The sequence below is a fragment of the Bradyrhizobium diazoefficiens genome, from assembly GCF_016612535.1.
GTDB classification, from domain to species: domain Bacteria; phylum Pseudomonadota; class Alphaproteobacteria; order Rhizobiales; family Xanthobacteraceae; genus Bradyrhizobium; species Bradyrhizobium diazoefficiens_C.
Genome location: NZ_JAENXS010000001.1, coordinates 906282 through 923499 on the forward strand (window position 1 = coordinate 906282; position 17218 = coordinate 923499).

Below are 17218 nucleotides of genomic sequence, written 5' to 3' on the forward strand. Positions count from 1 at the left end.
ATTCACCCGCGCCCTTGCGAAAAAGGTGACGCTGCACCTTGAGGATTGGACTTCATGACTTTGCCGATGAGCTGGAATGAATGGGCGCAGCACGATGGCGTTGGCCTGGCGGCGCGAGTCCGCAAGGGCGAGCTGACGGCAAAGGACCTGGCACGGCAGGCCGCAGCCGCCGTTGCCAAGGTCAATCCGGCGCTGTCGGGCGTCGTCGAGCTGTTCGATGACGTGATCGCCGATCCCGCCAGGGACGGTGCCAATCTCGCCGGCCCGTTCGCCGGCCTGCCCTTCCTGATGAAGGATCTGGGTCCGACCATGAAAGGCCGGCTCCAGGAGATGGGCTCGCTGCTGATGCGCGGCAATCGCGCGAGCGCCGACACCTTCCTGACCGGCAAACTCCGCCAGGCCGGCCTCAACCTGATCGGGCGCACCACGACGCCGGAATTCGGCGTCTGCAGCTCGGCCGACAATCCGGCGGTCTATGTCACCCGCAATCCCTGGAACACCGACTACACCACCTGCGGCTCGTCGGCAGGCAGCGCCGCGATGGTTGCGGCCGGCGTGGTGCCAATCGCCCACGCGACCGACGGCGGCGGCTCGATCCGCATTCCCGCCGGCGTCAACGGCAATATCGGGCTGAAGGTCTCGCGCGGCGTGTTCTCGCTGGCGCCGCACATGTCCGATCTCACTGGCCTGGTCTCGATCCAGGGCTGCCAGTCGCGCTCGGTGCGCGACACGGCAGCCTTCGTCGACCACGCCCGCGGGCCCGCGCCCGGCGAGTTCATGCCGTTCTGGACCACGGCGCAGCCATACTCCGAGATGATCAAGCGCGATCCGTCGAAACTTCGCATCGCGCTGTCCCACACCTGGGGCGACTACACCGCAACGCCTGAGATCGCAGCCGAGCTCGAGAAGACCGGCCGCTTCCTCGAAGGCCTCGGCCATCACGTCGACTACGCGCTGCCCGAGCTCGATTTCCGCGCCGCCTTCGCGGCGCAGACCACCTGCTACATCTCGAATTTTTCGGTGGTGATCTCCAACATGCTGGCCGCGCGCGGGCTGGAGCGGCCGCCGGAAGATCTGATCGAACCGATGAACATCCGGATCTGGGAAGCCGGCCGGCACACCAGCTTCGCCGATCGGGCGAAGATGCAAGGCGTGTTCAACACGACCTCGCGTGCCTTCGGCAGCTTCTTCGAGCAGTGGGACGTGATCCTGACGCCGATCACCGCGCTGCCGACGCCGAAGGTCGGCACCAAGGAATATCTCACCATCTCCGACAATCCCGACGTGCTCGACTGGTTCGGCAATCTCTGGCGCTTCTTCGCATTCACGCCGCTCGCCAATCTCTGCGGCATGCCGGCGATCTCGATGCCGATGGCGGCACAAGACCACGGCCTGCCGCTCGGTATCCAGGCGATCGGGAAGCAGGCCAATGACGGCCTGCTGCTGCAGCTCGCCGCCCAGATCGAGCGCGCGCTCGAAGGCAAGTGGAATGGCGGGAAGACGCCGAAGGTCCACGTGACCAAGGCGTAGCTGCGCTAGCCTTTGTCTTTGCCGGCCATCCGTACAATCGCCTTGTCAGCACGCCCGCGCGAGACGCCATGTTCTGCGAGCAGACGCGCCGCAGGACTTCGCGTTTCCGGAAACAGGGCAATTAGTGCGCTCGCGCCGGTCACGGCGGTGTAACCCACCTCCTGGGCGTGGAGCGCGGCGCGCTGATCGACGCGATTGAATGCCGCCGTGGGCTCGGCGCCACCGACCTCGGTTACGATATGTTTGAGATCGTTGTCGAGATATTGCACGAGGCCCTGCCTCAGGCCCGCGAGATCGGCGTCGCAGTCCCGCATCACAGCGGATGCTTCCGCATCATCGATCAGGGCGAGTAGCAGATGCTCAAGCGTTGCGTATTGATGGTGACGCCGATCAGCGTGATTGAGCGCCTTCCGTAGCGTGACCGCGTAATTTGCTGAAACCGGGCGCTGCGGCAGGTCGAGCAATGCTTCGATGCGTTCGAGCCGGTTCACGGGATCAAGCGTCGCCAACAGCTCGTATTTGTCCCTGACCGGCAACTTCATCCTCGTCGCAACGATATCAGCGATCTGTCCGGGATCACGGGTCTGATCGAAGAACAGCCAGATGTCAGGCACCAGAATTCCGTGCGCCGCCGTGTAATCCTGAAAGCGCTGATAGATCCGTCGGATCAGATCCCGCGCATCGCGGACCGCTCCCTCGGCGACGTCAGCGACTTCGGCCTGATAGGCGACCGTTTCGGCGGCAAAGCTGCGTAGCGCAACACGTCGAAGTCCACGCGTCAGCACCCTGAGCGTGCCGTCGCCGAGCGGTTCGAGTTCGAGCAGCTGGGCCAGGATGCCGATCTCGTACACATCCGCAAGACGAGGCTCATCGACGGTCGCCTCTCGCTGGATCGCCACCACGACCTCCCGACCGCCTTCAAACGCCTGGTTCAGGGCCTGGACCGTTTTCTCGCGTGCCACGTACAGCGGGTAGGTCGCGTTCGGAAATGGAACGAGATCGCGCAACGGAATGGCCGGATAGACCGCCGTTGTCGTCTTCAACTGTGCAATCGGCACAGCCGTGTCACGGCGCTCGGCGTGAAGCAGGGCCGACAACGTGTTCCAGTCGGCAACGCCGAGCATCCTCGACACCAGTTCGAGGCTCTCGCTGTGACTGATGGTGACGGTCTTGGTGGTCAGGGATTCGCGCAGGGTCTGCGCCATGGCCTTGGCATCGCGAAAATCGCGCATCGGTTGGTCCTCTGCATGAGCGATCCAGGAGTGTCAGGTGGTTGCGTTGCTGACCCGGTCGCTCGGGCAAAGGGAAGCCGATCAGGGCTCGATACGTTCACCATTCCACGAGGGGGCAACCGGCAGGTCGTATCAACCTGCGTAAAAGGTGGCGCAAAGACAAATGGCTGTCAATCGCGATCTCAATTCTTCATCGCCGGGATCGCCTCCATCGGCTGCTGCTGCCCTAGCTTCAACATTGCGAGCGCCTTATCGAGCGCTTCGCGCAAGGCGAGCGCCGCGGCCGGGCTGCAGCGCAGATGCGCGGTCTGGACCACGTCGACCCTGACGGCGGCGCCGACCGGCAGCAGCAGGTTCGCGGCGAGCTCGATCTGGATGGCACCGTTATGATGGCCGAAGCAGGAGGCCCCGTCGAAATAGATGATCGGCGCCCGCTCGGAGCTGGAGCTCGAAATGGTGACGGGCCCCTGGTTGGCGGCAGGTGTTTCGGGGTCAGCCATGGAATACTCCTCGCGGGCAGGGAACGGACGCCCACCATCGTTGCTTCGGCCGGCCCTGTCGAGGCCAAACCGGGCTTGCAAGCCGACCTTGCAGACCCACTGTCCGGCGACGCATGCGGGTTTTGCGCGGCGCACGGCACTGGTCTAGAACGTCACCATGTCCACATCACCGTCCGCGCTTCCCTTCGAGGAACTCGCCGAGGCCATCAAGGGCCGCCGCTCCGATTACGGCCATATCAGCGGGCTCCAGCTCGACCGGTTCGCGCCGGGCGAGGCCTGGTCGAGCCTGCCCTATCGGCCGGTCTTCGTCGGCGACACCGAGACCGGCGTGCTGCATGGCGGCGTCGTCACCGCGATGCTGGACGAGAGCTGCGGCATGGCAGTGCAGCTCGCGCTCGACGGCACCAGCGCGATCGCGACGCTCGATTTGCGCATCGACTACCAGAAACCGGCGACGCCCGGCCTCGCCATCAAGGCGCATTCGGTCTGCACCCGCACCACCCGCTCGATCGCCTTCGTGCGCTCCACGGCCTACCAGGACTCCGAGGATGATCCGGTGGCGACCGCGACAGCCTGCTTCATGATCGGCGCCAACCGCACCAACATGCTTGCGGACCGCAGGATGGAGTCGCGCAGCATTCCGACGCTGGAGGCGCCGGAGGATCCGGACGGCCCGTTCGCCAACAGCCCGTTCGCGCGCTGTCTCGGCATTCGCGTCAACGACGACGGCACGCTGACGATGCCGTTCTCGCCAAAGATCATCGGCAACCCGATCCTCCCCGCGATCCACGGCGGCATGACCGGCGCCTTCCTCGAGACCACCGCGATCCTCGGCGTGCGGCGCGAGCTCGGCATCGCGACGCTGCCCAAGCCGATCGGGTTAACGATCAACTATCTGCGCTCCGGCCGTGCGCTGGACACCATTGCCAATGTCTCGATCGTGAAACAGGGCCGGCGTATCGTCGCGTTCGAGGCGCGGGCCTGGCAGGACGATCCGGACAAGCCGATCGCCTCTGCCTTCGGTCATTTCATGCTGCGCCCGACGCCTGGAAACGACGAGGAATAGGCGTATTTTACTTGACGGCCGCAGTTCCGGCCACAACGATAGCGCGTTCCCCGCGAGAGGTATTGGGTTGCGGCATCCGCTTGACATCGTTGCCATGTTCGCCGCGCTCTGGCTGCTGGCGTCGATGGTGCTCGACGCGCTGACGCCGAAGGAGCTGACGGCGGTCATGATCGGCATTGCGATCGGCCCCGCCATCGTCATCACCGCCGTATTCTATTATCTCCGTTGCCCGCGGACGGATTTCGCCGTGATGTTTGCCGCGTTGTGGATCATCTCCGACATCGCCATGGCATTCATCTCACCGACTGAGCTGCCGCATTTCCTGATCGTGCTCGGCTTCATCCCGGCCCTGCTGATCGGCATCGTGCTGCACTGGCAGCGCTTCCAGCGCCGCCACGAACGGCTGCCCGTGCCGTCAGCGAAGCGGGGCTGAGGAAGCGCAGTCGGAGTTACCTCTCCCCGTTGGGGAGAGGTGAAGCAAACGCCCTCAGCCGAAATTAGCGCGGCAGCAGATTCGTCTTCGCGAGATCGAGCACCTCGTCGCCGCGGCCGTTCATCACCGCGCGTATCACCCAGAGGCTAAAGCCCTTGACCTGCTCGGTCGTGATGGTCGGCGGCATCGACAGCTCCTGCTTGGCGGTGACGACGTCGAGCAGTGCCGGGCCGTTATGGGCCAGCATCTCCTTCATCGCGCCCGGGAGCTCACCGGGGTCCTCGACGCGCCTGGCAAAGATGCCCATCGCGCGCGCCATCGCGGCGAAGTCTGGATTTTCCAGATCGACATTGGTGTCGACGAAGCCGGCGGCCTTCATCTCCAGCGCGACGAAGCCGAGCACGCCGTTGTTGAAGACGACCACTTTCACCGGCAGCTTCATCTGCGTCAGCGTGATCAGATCGCCCATCAGCATGGTGAAGCCGCCGTCACCGGAGAGCGAGATCACCTGACGGCCGGGCTGCGAGGCCTGCGCGCCGATCGCCTGCGGCATGGCGTTGGCCATCGAGCCATGCACGAACGAGCCGATCAGCCGGCGGCGGCCGTTCATGTCGAGATAGCGCGCCGCCCACACCGTGGGCGTGCCGACATCGGCGGTGAACGCGGCATCGTCGGCTGCATGATCGCTGATGACTTTTGCGAGATATTGCGGATGGATCGGCTTGGCTCCGGGCGTGCCCTTGGCGAGCGAGTCCAGCCCCTCCCGCGCCTTCTTGTAATGCGCGACCGCGTCGTCGAGATGCTTGCGCTGCGTCTTGGTCTTGAGCAGCGGCAGCAGCGCCTCGATGGTTGCCTTGACGTCGCCGACAAGGCCGAGATCGATCCGGCAACGCCGGCCGAGATTCTCCGGCCGAATATCGACCTGCGCGACCTGGCAGTCGGTCGGGAAGAACTGCTTGTAGGGGAAATCAGTCCCGAGCATCACCAGCGCGTCGCAGGCGTGCATGGCGGCATAGCCCGAGGAAAAGCCGATGAAGCCGGTCATGCCGACATCGTAGGGATTATCGTATTCGACGTGTTCCTTGCCGCCGAGCGCATGCACGATCGGGCTCTTCAGCGCTTCCGCAAGCTGCATCAGCGGCGCATGTGCGCCGGCGCAACCGCGGCCGCAGAACAGGGTGATGCGCTCGGCGCCGTTGAGGAGATCCGCGAGCGCCTTCAGCTCGTCGGCCTGCGGCACGACCTTCGGTGCGGCGAGCGCGAGCCCGCGATTCGTCGAGATCGCGCGCTTCGGCGGCGCGCGGAAGGCGACATCTCCGGGCATGGCGATGACGGCGACGCCGCGCAGGCCGACCGCTGCGCGGATCGCGTTCTCCAGCACGAAGGGAAGCTGGCTCGGATCCGAGATCAGCTCGCAATAATGGCTGCATTCGCGAAACAGGTTTTGCGGATGGGTTTCCTGAAAATAGCCGCCGCCGATCTCGGCCGACGGAATCTGCGCTGCGATCGCCAGCACGGGAACGCGGCTGCGATGCGCGTCGAACAGGCCGTTGATCAGATGCAGATTACCCGGGCCGCAGGAGCCTGCACACACGGCAAGGCTCCCGGTCATCTCGGCTTCGCCGGCGGCGGCGAACGCCGCGACCTCCTCGTGGCGGACGTGAATCCATTCGATGGTGCCGCGGCGGCGCAGTGCCTCGGTAAAGCCGTTCAGGCTGTCGCCGACGATGCCGTAGATGCGCTTGACGCCGGCCTGCTCGAGCGTTGCCACGAACAGATCGGCTATGTTGTTGATCGCCATGTTGGTCTCCTGATCTCGCCGGCAGCGCAAGATAGGATAGAAGCCGGCCGTGACGGCATCACGGCTTGTTTATTGCAGCTTCAGTCTTTCGCAATTGCCCGATCATAGGCCGCGATTGTCACCTTTGCGCGATCGGCAACATCCGCCGCATTCATGCCGGGCTTGTAGAGGCTGGAACCGAGCCCGAACGCCGTCACGCCGCCCTTGATGTATTCGGCAAAATTCTGGTCGGAGACGCCGCCGACAGCGGCGATCATCACGCCGGCCGGCAGCACCGCGCGAATTGCGGCAATGCCGGATGCGCCGAGCACGCCCGCCGGAAAGAACTTCAGGCCCGACGCGCCCGAACGCGCCGCAAGCAGCGCTTCCGTCGGCGAGAACACGCCGGGCAGCGTGATCATGCCGTACTGGTGCGCGCGCGCGAGCACCTGCGTATCGACATTCGGCGAGACCATCAGCGTGCCGCCGACGTCGTTGAGACGATCGACATCCGCGGTGGCCAGCACCGTGCCGGCGCCGATCAGCACGCCGGCCGGTGCGAGCTTCACGGCGGTGCCGATCGAGCGGAACGGGTCCGGCGAGTTCAGGGGAATCTCGATCGCGGTCATGCCGGCCTCGATCAGCACGCTGACGATGGCCTCGGTCTCCTCGGGCTTGACGCCGCGCAGGATCGCGACCAGCGGACGTTTCATCGGCGGAAAGGGAACGGTCATCGCAAAGGTCCTCTCATTTGGTCCAGATCGCCGCGGCGGCCATCGACAGGCCGCGACGCACTGCTTCATCCGCATCGATCGGGTTCACAGCCACCGACAACGCGTCGAAGGCCAGCCGGTACAGCATCGCCAACCGCCCCGAAGCGATCAGCGTGATGCCGGCTTCCGGCAACGCACCGGAAAGGCCTGCCGCGAGCTCGACGCCAATCAACGTGCCCGACAGCGTCTCGCGCGCCGCGGCCGGCGTGCCGCCGAACAGCAGCTGACGCGAGCGCGCACCGAACAGGAGGTTTGCGGCAAAGGCCGGCGCCTCGTAGCCGGCTTTCACCGCCGCCTTGAAGCTCGCGACGTCCTCGGAATCATCGGCGCCTGCGACCGCGAGCGACAAAATGGTCTCGCGCGACACGACGCTGAAGAGCTCACCGGTCATGAACGTCGAAAAATGTTCGACCGTGCCGTCCTTCACCCGGACCCATTTTGAGTGGGTGCCGGGCATACAGACCAGCGCCTCGCCCATGGCATCGAGGCCGAGCGCACCGAGCAGCTGCGTCTCCTCGCCGCGCATCACGTCCGGCGCTTTCGTGTCGCGCTGCGCGATGCCGGGCAGGATGCGGATGTCGCGCGCCTCGCCCGGCACACGCGCCGCCTGCTTCAGGAGCGCAGCGAGCGGCGCCGGCGTGTCGACATAGCCGGCCTCCACCCAGCCGGTGCGCGCGCCGGCCATGCCGCAGACCAGAATGGGCAGATGATTGGGCGCTTCGATCGCGGCAAGGTGCGACTGCAGCACGGCGGCAAAGCCGGCCTTGGCCGCCGCCATCATGCCCTCGTCGCTGCGGCGCTCAGTCAGCACCTGGCCGGCGTGATCGACCAGCCACAGCCGGAAACTGCTGGTGCCCCAGTCCACCGCGACAAAAGCGGGTTCGGTCATTTCGAATCGTATCCTTTAAGTCTCACGGCCAAGACGCCGTCTCGCGACAATGAGACGGGCTTCCCGCAAATCTGCCCCGGGATATCGGCTATTGCCCCCCTAAACCAGCCTTTTCTCGCAGGTCTGAGGCGCCGGACGCGCTGGCACACCGCTTGCTGAAGCTGATCTGTTTACGTCCCGGAACGCGCGACAAGACGCGTCAACATCAGATGAGGAAACCCATGGAGATCGGCTATTTCACGATGCCTTCGCATCCGCCGGAGTGCGGCCTGAAGGAAGGACACGATTGGGACCTGCAGGTCCTGCGCTGGCTCGACGAGCTCGGTTATCAGGAAGCCTGGATCGGCGAGCACCATACCGCGCCCTGGGAACCCAATCCCACGCCGGACCTGCTGATCGCGCAGGCCTTGATGCAGACCAAGAAGATCCGCATCGGACCCGGCGGCTTCCTGCTGCCCTATCATCACCCGGCGGAGCTCGCCAACCGCGTCGCGATGCTGGACCATCTCTCCGAGGGCCGGCTCAATTTCGGCGTCGCGGCATCGGGGCTACCGAGCGACTGGGCGATGTTCAACGTCGACGGCATGAGCGGGCAGAACCGCGACATGACCCGGGAGGCGCTGGAGATCATCCTGAAGCTTTGGTCCGATCCTGCGCCCTTTACCCACAAGGGCAAGTTCTGGACGGTGACCAAGCCGGACACGATGTTCGACTTCCTGAAACCCCACATCAAGCCGTTGCAGGCGCCGCATCCGCCGATCGGCGTTGCCGGGCTGTCGAAGAACTCGGACACCCTGAAGCTCGCGGGCGAGCGCGGCTTCATCCCGATGAGCCTCAACCTCAACCCGGCCTATGTCGGCAGCCATTGGGACTCCGTCGAGATCGGGGCCGCCAAGACCGGCCGCAAGCCGAACCGCGCGGACTGGCGTCTGGTGCGCGAAGTCTTTGTCGCCGACACCGACGAGGAGGCCTGGAAGCTTTCGACCGGCGACATGATGGGCCGGATGATGGGCGAGTACTTCCTGCCGCTGCTCGGCCATTTCGGCTTCAAGGACTATCTGAAGCACACCCCCGACGTGCCGGATAGCGACGTCACCGTCGAATATTGCGCCAAGCGGAACTGGGTCGTCGGCTCGCCCGCGACCGTCGCCGAAAAGATCGAGAAGATCTATGACGAGGTCGGCGGCTTCGGCGTGCTCTGCGTGTTCGGCTTCGACTACAAGCACAAGTCGGAAGCCTGGCACCACTCGCTCTCGCTGCTCAAGAACGAAGTGATGCCGCGCCTGAAGCATCTCGGCTCCGCGAAGAAGGCGGCTTGACCCGATGCGGGTGCGGCGCGAACCTGCCGCACCCGCATTGATTTTCGGAGATTTCCGCGTGAGCGTCGACGCCAAGGATTTCAAGCAGGCGATGCGCCAATGCGCCGGCGCGGTCGCACTGGTCACGGTCGGCGCCGAGCACGGCAAGCGCACCGGCCTGACGGTGACCTCGGCCTGCTCGCTGTCGGACAATCCGCCGTCGCTGATCGTCTGCGTCAACCGCAACGCCAGCGCGCATGCCCGCATCCGCGAGGAAGGCGCCTTCGCGATCAATTTTCTGCACGAGGATCACGCGCTGCTGGCGCTGACCTTCAGCGGCCAGAAAGGCGTCAACGGCGACGACCGCTTTGCGTTCGGCCAGTGGACGCGCGGTGAGACCGGCGCGCCGGTGCTGACGGATGCGGTCGCGGCATTCGACTGCGTGCTGGCGCAGGAATTCGAGACCAGGACGCATTCGATCTTCGTCGGCGAGGTGCGCAGTGCGTCGCATTCCGACGGAGCAGCACCGCTGGTGTATCTGCGCAGCAGTTTCCACGTGCCTCACGAGATCCGTGGCACCGTTTCAGTCGGCGACCTCGATTCGCGGCATCTGAGCTGGAGCGACTTTTCGTAAAGCACAGCGCTTACTGCGCAGTCTCGATCTTCAGCTGCTTGATCTTCCGATACAGCGTGGCACGACTGAGCTTCAGCGCGCGGGCGGCCTCCGTGACGCGGCCGCCGTGTTTGCGCAGCGCCTCGACGATCGTCGCGCGTTCGGCGGCTTCGAGATCGGTTCCCACCGTCCTCCCGCCAAACGGCGGCAGATCGAGGTCGGCATCGGTGATCACACCCTCCTCCGCCGTGCAGCCGGCGAGCCGCAGCACGTGGCGGAGCTGGCGCATGTTGCCGGGATAGGGATAGGCTGAGAGCAACGACCAGGCCTCATCCGACAGGCGGCAGTTCGGCGCCTCCTCGCGCGCGATCTGGCGGATGATATCATCCCTGTCCGCACGCTCGCGCAGGGCCGGCAGCCGCACATCCATGCCGCGCAGGCGGAAATAGAGATCGGCGCGGAAGGCGCCCTCCTCGGCCATGCGGCCGAGATCGCGATGGGTGGCGCTGATCAATCGGATGTCAACCGGCACCGGCTTGAGCGCACCGAGCGGCCACACCTCGCGGTTCTCCAGCACGCGCAAGAGCCGCGTCTGGAGCGCGATCGGCATGTCGCCGATCTCGTCCAGAAACAGCGTGCCGCCGTCGGCCTGCACGATCAGGCCCTTCGAGCCGTCGCGGCGCGCGCCGGTGAAGGCGCCGGCCTCGTAGCCGAACAGCTCGGCATCGATCAGGCTTTCCGGCATCGCCGCGCAGTTCAGCGCGACATAATTGTTGCGGGCCCGGTTGCTCGCGGCGTGAATGGCGCGTGCGAACACGTCCTTACCGACGCCGGTCTCGCCATGCAGCAGCACCGGCAGATTGTGATCGCCGATGCTGCGAAGCCGCTTCACGCTCTTGACCAGGCCGGGATCATTGCCTGCGAGCCGATGCAACGCATCGAACCGATCGACGGAGGCATCGCGGCGTAGCGCGGCGGATTTTGCGCGCTGCGGCGCGGCGACATGGCCCTGGCCGAGCGGGCGGCCATCGGCGCGGCGCAGCTCGACGATTTCGTCCGAGTTGCGCGCATGATCGAGCTTGATGTAGCGCGACAGATCGATGCCGGATGCGATCAGGCCGTCAGTGAGGCCCAGCAATGCACGCGCCGAACGACAGGCGCCGACGATGCGATGGTCGTCGTCATAGGCGAGCAGGCCGCTGCCGCCGTCGCCCGGCACGGTCGCGATCCAGGCGTCGCGAAAATGATCGCGGAAGATCGCACCCTCCATCCGCCGCGTCGCCTCCATCGTCACCGCCAGCGCAAGCTGATGTGCGGCCCGTTCGAGATCCTCGCGGCAGGAGGTGATGTTGACCGCGCCGGCGAGACGCCCGGCCTGATCGAACAGCGGTGCCACCGCGCAGGAGAACATGTGCCACTGCGCGCGAAAGTGTTCGTCGCGATGCACGAGGATCGGCTTTTGCTCGGCAAGGCAGGTGCCGAGCCCGTTGGTGCCCTCGCACGTTTCGGCAAAGTTCGATCCGGTATAGATCTTCCAGTCCATGAACATCCGCGCGTCGGCCTCACCGGGCAGGCGGCTGAACAGCATCGTCGCATTCGCGTCAGCGAGATTAACGCAATAGCCGGCGTCGCGCAGCACGCGGGCGAGATCGTCGAGCTCGGGCGTCAGCAGCCGGATGGTCTCTTCCATCGGCTCGACAACGTGCCGGACTTCGGCCTCGGTCAGCGTCTGCGGTGGGCCCTGACGGGCGGGGTCGAGCTTGTGGCCGATCAGACACCGCCGCCAGGAGGTCGCGATCCGCGACTCCGCGTCGACATCGGCCACATGATTGGCGACGGACAAGACACGGGCGACATGGTTCGAGGCCGAAAGGCTGGCCATCGCGGACGTCTCCACCCTGTATTATTATGCAAAGTCTGGCACCACAGGCGGGGATGTCAATTGGGAACCGGGACGCAAGCCTTGCTGCAGTGCCCTCACCACGTGTCGATACACGGCCGCTTCTTCTCCGTCCGCACGGGCGGCTTCGGCACCGAGCGGAGGCCCGCCATGATCCAGCGCCGCGTCTCGGCGGGGTCGATCACGTTGTCGATCTCGAACACCGAGGCGATCGAGACCGCCTTGCCGTTGGCGTAGAGCTCGGCGACCTTGTTGCGGTAATAGGTCTCGCGCTCGGCGGGGTCGGCGACCGCCTCCATCTCCTTGCGGAAGCCGAGGCGGACATAGCCTTCCAGACCCATGCCGCCGAACTCGCCGGTCGGCCAGGCCGCCGTGAAGAACGAGGCATGGAAGCCGCCGCCGATCATCGACTGCGCGCCCAGCCCATAGCCCTTGCGCAGCACGATGCCGAACAAGGGCACGGTGATGCTGGCGCCGGTAACGAACATACGCGAGACGTGGCGCACGATCGCGGTTTTCTCCGCTTCCGGGCCGACCATGAAGCCGGGCGTGTCGCACAGCGAGACGACGGGTAAGTCGAAGGCGTCGCAGAGCTGGAGGAAGCGCGCGGCCTTGTCACCGGCGTCCGCGTCGATCGCGCCGCCGAGGTGACGCGGATTGTTGGCGATCAGGCCAAACGGCTTGCCCTCGATGCGGATCAGCGCGGTGATCATGCCGACGCCGTAGTCGCGGCGCAGCTCCAGCACGCTGTCCTTGTCGGCAACGAGGTCGATTACCGTGCGGATATCGTAGACGCGCAGGCGGTTCTCCGGGATGGCGCGACGAAGCAGGCGCTGGTCGGCGGCTTCCCAATTTGTCACCGCGCCCTGGAAATAGGACAGGTATTTTTGCGCGACGGACGTTGCCTCTTCCTCGTCCTCGACCAGGATATCGATGACGCCGTTCGGCGACTGGAATGAGACCGGGCCGACCTCGGCCGGATGATAGACGCCAAGCCCGCCACCCTCGATCATGGCGGGACCGCCCATGCCGATCGAGGCATTCTTGGTGGCGATGATGACGTCGCAGCAACCGAGCATCGCGGCGTTGCCGGCGAAGCAATAGCCGGAGACGACGCCGATCACCGGCACGAGGCCGGAGAGCCTTGCGAACTGCACGAAGGACGGACCGTCGAGGCCGGTCATGCCGAGGCGGTCGGTGTCGCCGGGCCGGCCGCCGCCGCCCTCGGCATAAAACACCAGCGGCACGCGCCAATCTTCCGCAAGCGTGAGCATGCGGTCGATCTTCTTATGGTTCATGTGGCCCTGGGTGCCCGCGAGCACGGTGTAGTCATAGGCCACGACGATGCAGCGCGCGGCATCGGGGCCAAACTTCTCTGCATTGACGGTGGCAACGCCCATCACAAGACCATCGGCTGGCGTATTCTTGATAAGATCCTCGAGCTTGCGCCGGCGCCGCTGCGCCGCGATCGCAAGGCTGCCGTATTCCATGAACGAACCGTCGTCGACGAGCTGCGCGACATTCTCGCGCGCCGTGCGCTGGTTGGTGTTGCGGCGGCGCTCGACCGAGGCCGGACGGTTCGCATCGAGCGTGTTGGCCTGGCGCGCGATCAGCTCGGCGAGGTCCGGGCGGACGTGATCGAGATCGACAGCGGCTTCCGCCGCCGAGGAATCGGCCGCGACGTCGAGCGGTTCGAGATAGAGGATCGGCTCGCCATGCATCAGCGTGACGCCGTCTCCGGCCACGAGCTTCATGACACGGCCGCCCTGCTCGGCCATGACCAGATGCTCCATCTTCATGGATTCGATCACGGCGAGCTGCTGGCCCGGGCGCACGACCTCACCTTGCTTGACCTGAATGGTGACGATGGTGCCTTGCAAGGGCGCAGCGACCATCACCGCGCCTTCAGGTACGACTTGGGCGACGTGGGCCTCGGCGGCGTGCGCGCCACTTCGCTCAACTGCGGCAAAATACAGCGGCTTGGCCGCGCCATCGGCCGCCTCGACCAGCTTTGCGATGTTGCGATCGATGAAGTCCGTCGCGATGCGATTGATCCTGAAATCCGGGTGCGCCAGCACCGCCTGGAGGAAAGCGATGTTGGTGACAACGCCGTCGATCCGGAACTCGCGCAAGCTCCGCGAAGCTTTTGCCACGACCTCATGCCAGGCGTTACCCGGCGTATGCACGATGACTTTTGCAAGCAGCGAGTCGAAGGCCGCGCTGGTCTTGTAGCCGGCATAGCCAAAGCTATCGACGCGGACGCCGGGGCCTGACGGCGGCTCGAACAATGCGAGCACGCCACCGGTCGGATGCGTCGCACCCGTTTCGTCCAGCGTCTCCATGTTGACGCGGAGCTGCATGGCATAGCCGCGCGGCTTCGGGATCGAGCCCTGCGCCAGGCCAAGGGAGGCCAATGTTGCGCCCGCGGCAACCGCAAGCTGGGCGCGGACAAGGTCAAAGCCGAGCACCTCTTCCGTGACGGTGTGCTCGACCTGGAGCCGCGGATTGGCCTCGATGAAGGCAAAGCTGTCCTCGGCAGTGCCGTCGACGAGAAACTCGAACGTGCCGAGATTGTCGTAAACCGCGGCTGTCGCCAGCTGCCTGGCCGCTTCGATGATACGGCCGCGCAAACCGTCGCTCAGGGACGGGCTCGGCGCCACCTCGATCAGCTTCTGGTGCCGGCGCTGGATGGTGCATTCACGCTCCCAGAGATGAGAGATCGCGCCGTGACGATCGCCGATGATCTGCACCTCGATGTGGCGGGCCTGCCGGATCAGCCGCTCGGCGTAGACGCCGTCGAAGCCAAATGCGGCCTTGGCCTCGGACTGGCAGCGCGCATAGGCCTCCGCGAGATCGGCTGCGTTCTCGACGGCGCGCATGCCGCGGCCGCCGCCGCCGGCCATCGCCTTGATCACGATCGCCGCATGGCTGCCGAGCGAGGTGAAGAACGCGGTGATCTCCTCGAGCGAGGACGGACCACTGGTGCCGGCGATGATCGGCACGCCGCAACGCTTAGCCAGTTGCCGCGCCGCGACCTTGTCGCCGAACAGTTCCAGCGCAGCCGGCTTCGGCCCGACGAAGGCAACACCCGCATCCGAGCAGGCTTTCGCGAACGCCGCGTTCTCGCTGAGGAAGCCATAGCCGGGATGCACGGCATCGCAGCCGGCGCGCGTCGCCGCCTTCACCACGGCTTCGATGTCGAGATAGGCCCGCGCGCCGCGACCGGGAATTTCGACCGCCTCGTCCGCAACGCGCACATGCAGCGACAATGCGTCATCGGCCGGGTGGATCGCAACCGTGGCGATGCCGGCGTCCGCCGCAGCGCGCGCGATGCGGATGGCGATCTCGCCGCGATTGGCGATCAGGAGTTTTTTGAACGACATCAGATCTCTCACTCAGACGGCGGCGGGACGGTTGGGATCGAGGTCCTGCTTCTTCACTTTGCCCGTGGCCGTCAAAGGCAGGGCATCGATGATGCGCACCTCCGGCACCTTGTAGACGGCCATGCGTTCGGCGCACCAGGCGCGCAGCTCCTCCGCGGAGACGGTGCCGACGGCCTCCGGCTTGAGCTGGATATAGGCTACCGGCACCTGCCCCTTGTCGGGATCGTCGCGCCCGACCACGCCGGAGCCCAGCACTTTCGGATGCTGCCCCAGCAAGGCTTCGATCTCCGGCGGGAACACGCTCATGCCCTTGACCTTCAGCATCTCCTTGCGGCGGCCGAGGAAGTGCAGGAAGCCGTCCTTGTCGATCACGCCGATGTCGCCGGTGCGCAGCCAGCCATCGATCAGCGACTCGGCGGTCGCCTCAGGCTTGTTCCAGTAGCTCTTGAGCAGCGACGGCGTCCGCACTCGGATTTCGCCTTCCGCACCGAGCGGCAACAATTCACCGGTCTCGAAATCGGTGATCTTGAACTCGGCGCCGGGGACCGGCAGCCCGACGAAGATCGGCTGATTGTTGAGATCGAAATCGTCGTGCTGGAAGCCTGATGTGAACGTGTTGGAGGTGTGGGTCTCGGTCATGCCCCAGGCCGCCTCCATCAGGATCGTGCCGGTGAGGTTCTTCCAGCGCTTGCGATAATCGGCATTCAGCTTCTTGACGAAGGAGACCACGCGCACCTGCTTCAGCGACGACAGATCGAACTCGCTCCAGCGCGGATGGTCCATCAGCTCGACCGCGCCATCGACCGGCATCGCCGTGATCGTGACCTTGTACTTGTCGATCGCGGCCATGGCGCCGACGGCATCCCAGCGCGCCAGCAGGATCAGCGTCCCGCCGGAGAACAGCGGGAAGATCAGGCCGAAATTCTCACCGGCGATCCAGAATTCCGGAAAGAACGAGAGGAACACGCTGCTCTCGTCCGATAGCACCGAGATGCCGTAATTGGCGGCCGCCGTATAGACCATGTCACGATGTGTATGGACGCAGCCCTTCGGCATGCCGGTGGTGCCGCCGGTGTAGTTGAGCGCGGCGACGTCATCGAGGCCGGGCGGCGGCAGCGGCGTTGGCGCGGGCTGTGCTGCGAGCGCGGGCAACAGATCGGTCGCGCCTGATATCGCGACACGCGGCGCACGGATCGAATCCGGCGTCGGAAATGCGGGCGCGGCGGGAACGACATCGGCAAAACTGGTGACGATGATCTCGCGCAGGCTCACCTCGCCCCGAACCTGCTCGACGACGGGGATGAGCTGGTCGAGCGCCACGATCAATTCGGCCTTGGTGTCGTTGAGCTCGTAGGACAGCTCGAACGCGCGCGACAGCGGGCTCACGGGAACATGGACCGCGCCGAGCTTCAAAATGCCGAAGAACACGATGTGGAATTGCGGGCAGTTCGGCAGGAAGACGGCGACGCGGTCGCCCTTGTGCACGCCCTTCGCCTGCAACAATGCCGCGAAGCGGTCGCTCTGCCAGTCAAGCTCGGCGTAGGTCGTGACGTGGCCGTAGAAGATCACCGCAGGTCGCGCCGGGCTCTGCTTCGCCCAGGCGCGCAGATATTCCGTCAGCGGGACTTCGCCATGCAGATAATTCGGCGAGCGCGGCATGCCCTTGGGCCACGCCTTGTCCCACAGGCCGCGCAAGTTGGCGAGGTAGTCCTTTTCGTTGAGGCCTGCACTCATGACGTCTTTCCCGTGTGGCTTTTCTGCGGGCACACGCGTGCCTTCGACATCGTTAGAGGTCGAGCACGGCAGAGGTCATGTCAAGGA

The 17218-nt window shown here is 65.3% G+C and carries 13 protein-coding genes; 5 read left to right on the forward strand and 8 right to left on the reverse strand.

Annotated elements, in window-relative coordinates:
• Nucleotides 1–54 precede the first annotated feature (54 nt).
• The gene (locus tag JJE66_RS04240; protein ID WP_200512846.1) at nt 55–1530 is read left to right on the forward strand and encodes an amidase; all 1476 of its coding nucleotides are present in this window, start codon (nt 55–57) and stop codon (nt 1528–1530) included.
• A gap of 5 nt (nt 1531–1535) precedes the next feature.
• Here the strand turns inward: JJE66_RS04240 and JJE66_RS04245 are convergent, their stop codons facing one another.
• Nucleotides 1536–2762 carry an LON peptidase substrate-binding domain-containing protein gene (locus tag JJE66_RS04245; protein WP_200512847.1) on the reverse strand — a complete coding sequence of 409 codons (1227 nt, stop codon included), beginning with the start codon at nt 2760–2762 and terminating at the stop codon, nt 1536–1538.
• A gap of 182 nt (nt 2763–2944) precedes the next feature.
• A complete protein-coding gene (locus JJE66_RS04250; RefSeq protein ID WP_200512848.1) occupies nt 2945–3262 on the reverse strand; it encodes a hypothetical protein in 318 nt (105 codons plus the stop codon).
• A 157-nt stretch (nt 3263–3419) separates the two neighbouring features.
• On the opposite strand from JJE66_RS04250, the gene JJE66_RS04255 reads away from it, so the two are divergent.
• Together JJE66_RS04255 and JJE66_RS04260 are read left to right on the forward strand one after the other, a co-directional pair.
• Complete coding sequence (locus tag JJE66_RS04255) at nt 3420–4328, forward strand: PaaI family thioesterase (protein ID WP_200512849.1); 909 nt, start codon at nt 3420–3422, stop codon at nt 4326–4328.
• Between the two features lie 67 nt (nt 4329–4395).
• Nucleotides 4396–4761, forward strand: a complete 366-nt coding sequence (locus JJE66_RS04260) for a hypothetical protein (RefSeq protein WP_200512850.1) — start codon at nt 4396–4398, stop codon at nt 4759–4761.
• Between the two features lie 64 nt (nt 4762–4825).
• Here the strand turns inward: JJE66_RS04260 and poxB are convergent, their stop codons facing one another.
• From poxB to JJE66_RS04275, 3 genes are all read right to left on the reverse strand, one after another.
• The gene (gene poxB / locus JJE66_RS04265; protein ID WP_200512851.1) at nt 4826–6562 is read right to left on the reverse strand and encodes a ubiquinone-dependent pyruvate dehydrogenase; all 1737 of its coding nucleotides are present in this window, start codon (nt 6560–6562) and stop codon (nt 4826–4828) included.
• Nucleotides 6563–6642: 80 nt separating this feature from the next.
• The gene (locus JJE66_RS04270) at nt 6643–7275 is read right to left on the reverse strand and encodes a 2-dehydro-3-deoxy-6-phosphogalactonate aldolase (protein ID WP_200512852.1); all 633 of its coding nucleotides are present in this window, start codon (nt 7273–7275) and stop codon (nt 6643–6645) included.
• 13 nt (nt 7276–7288) lie between these two features.
• Nucleotides 7289–8203: a 2-dehydro-3-deoxygalactonokinase gene (locus JJE66_RS04275; RefSeq protein WP_200512853.1), complete on the reverse strand. Its 915-nt coding sequence runs from the start codon at nt 8201–8203 to the stop codon at nt 7289–7291.
• A gap of 221 nt (nt 8204–8424) precedes the next feature.
• On the opposite strand from JJE66_RS04275, the gene JJE66_RS04280 reads away from it, so the two are divergent.
• Both JJE66_RS04280 and JJE66_RS04285 read left to right on the forward strand, forming a co-directional pair.
• Entirely contained in the window at nt 8425–9522 is a 1098-nt protein-coding gene (locus tag JJE66_RS04280; protein ID WP_200515268.1) for an LLM class flavin-dependent oxidoreductase, read from the forward strand.
• 58 nt (nt 9523–9580) lie between these two features.
• A complete protein-coding gene (locus JJE66_RS04285; RefSeq protein WP_200512854.1) occupies nt 9581–10135 on the forward strand; it encodes a flavin reductase family protein in 555 nt (184 codons plus the stop codon).
• A gap of 10 nt (nt 10136–10145) precedes the next feature.
• Here JJE66_RS04285 and JJE66_RS04290 read toward each other — a convergent pair whose 3' ends face one another.
• The 3 genes from JJE66_RS04290 to JJE66_RS04300 all read right to left on the reverse strand — a co-directional run bounded on the left by JJE66_RS04290 (nt 10146) and on the right by JJE66_RS04300 (nt 17131).
• Nucleotides 10146–11996: a sigma-54-dependent Fis family transcriptional regulator gene (locus JJE66_RS04290; protein WP_200512855.1), complete on the reverse strand. Its 1851-nt coding sequence runs from the start codon at nt 11994–11996 to the stop codon at nt 10146–10148.
• A gap of 95 nt (nt 11997–12091) precedes the next feature.
• Nucleotides 12092–15397, reverse strand: coding sequence for a carboxyl transferase domain-containing protein (locus JJE66_RS04295; RefSeq protein WP_200512856.1), 3306 nt, complete (start codon nt 15395–15397; stop codon nt 12092–12094).
• Nucleotides 15398–15409: 12 nt separating this feature from the next.
• Entirely contained in the window at nt 15410–17131 is a 1722-nt protein-coding gene (locus JJE66_RS04300) for an AMP-binding protein (protein WP_200512857.1), read from the reverse strand.
• Between the last annotated feature and the right edge of the window lie 87 nt (nt 17132–17218).

What these genes read in the sequence shown, in the direction of transcription:
- JJE66_RS04240 (WP_200512846.1), top strand. Translation starts at nt 55, where the DNA reads ATGACTTTGCCGATGAGCTGGAATGAATGGGCGCAGCACGATGGCGTT.
- JJE66_RS04245 (WP_200512847.1), bottom strand. Translation starts at nt 2,762, where the DNA reads ATGCGCGATTTTCGCGATGCCAAGGCCATGGCGCAGACCCTGCGCGAA.
- JJE66_RS04250 (WP_200512848.1), bottom strand. Translation starts at nt 3,262, where the DNA reads ATGGCTGACCCCGAAACACCTGCCGCCAACCAGGGGCCCGTCACCATT.
- JJE66_RS04255 (WP_200512849.1), top strand. Translation starts at nt 3,420, where the DNA reads ATGTCCACATCACCGTCCGCGCTTCCCTTCGAGGAACTCGCCGAGGCC.
- poxB (WP_200512851.1), bottom strand. Translation starts at nt 6,562, where the DNA reads ATGGCGATCAACAACATAGCCGATCTGTTCGTGGCAACGCTCGAGCAG.
- JJE66_RS04270 (WP_200512852.1), bottom strand. Translation starts at nt 7,275, where the DNA reads ATGACCGTTCCCTTTCCGCCGATGAAACGTCCGCTGGTCGCGATCCTG.
- JJE66_RS04275 (WP_200512853.1), bottom strand. Translation starts at nt 8,203, where the DNA reads ATGACCGAACCCGCTTTTGTCGCGGTGGACTGGGGCACCAGCAGTTTC.
- JJE66_RS04280 (WP_200515268.1), top strand. Translation starts at nt 8,425, where the DNA reads ATGGAGATCGGCTATTTCACGATGCCTTCGCATCCGCCGGAGTGCGGC.
- JJE66_RS04290 (WP_200512855.1), bottom strand. Translation starts at nt 11,996, where the DNA reads ATGGCCAGCCTTTCGGCCTCGAACCATGTCGCCCGTGTCTTGTCCGTC.
- JJE66_RS04295 (WP_200512856.1), bottom strand. Translation starts at nt 15,397, where the DNA reads ATGTCGTTCAAAAAACTCCTGATCGCCAATCGCGGCGAGATCGCCATC.
- JJE66_RS04300 (WP_200512857.1), bottom strand. Translation starts at nt 17,131, where the DNA reads ATGAGTGCAGGCCTCAACGAAAAGGACTACCTCGCCAACTTGCGCGGC.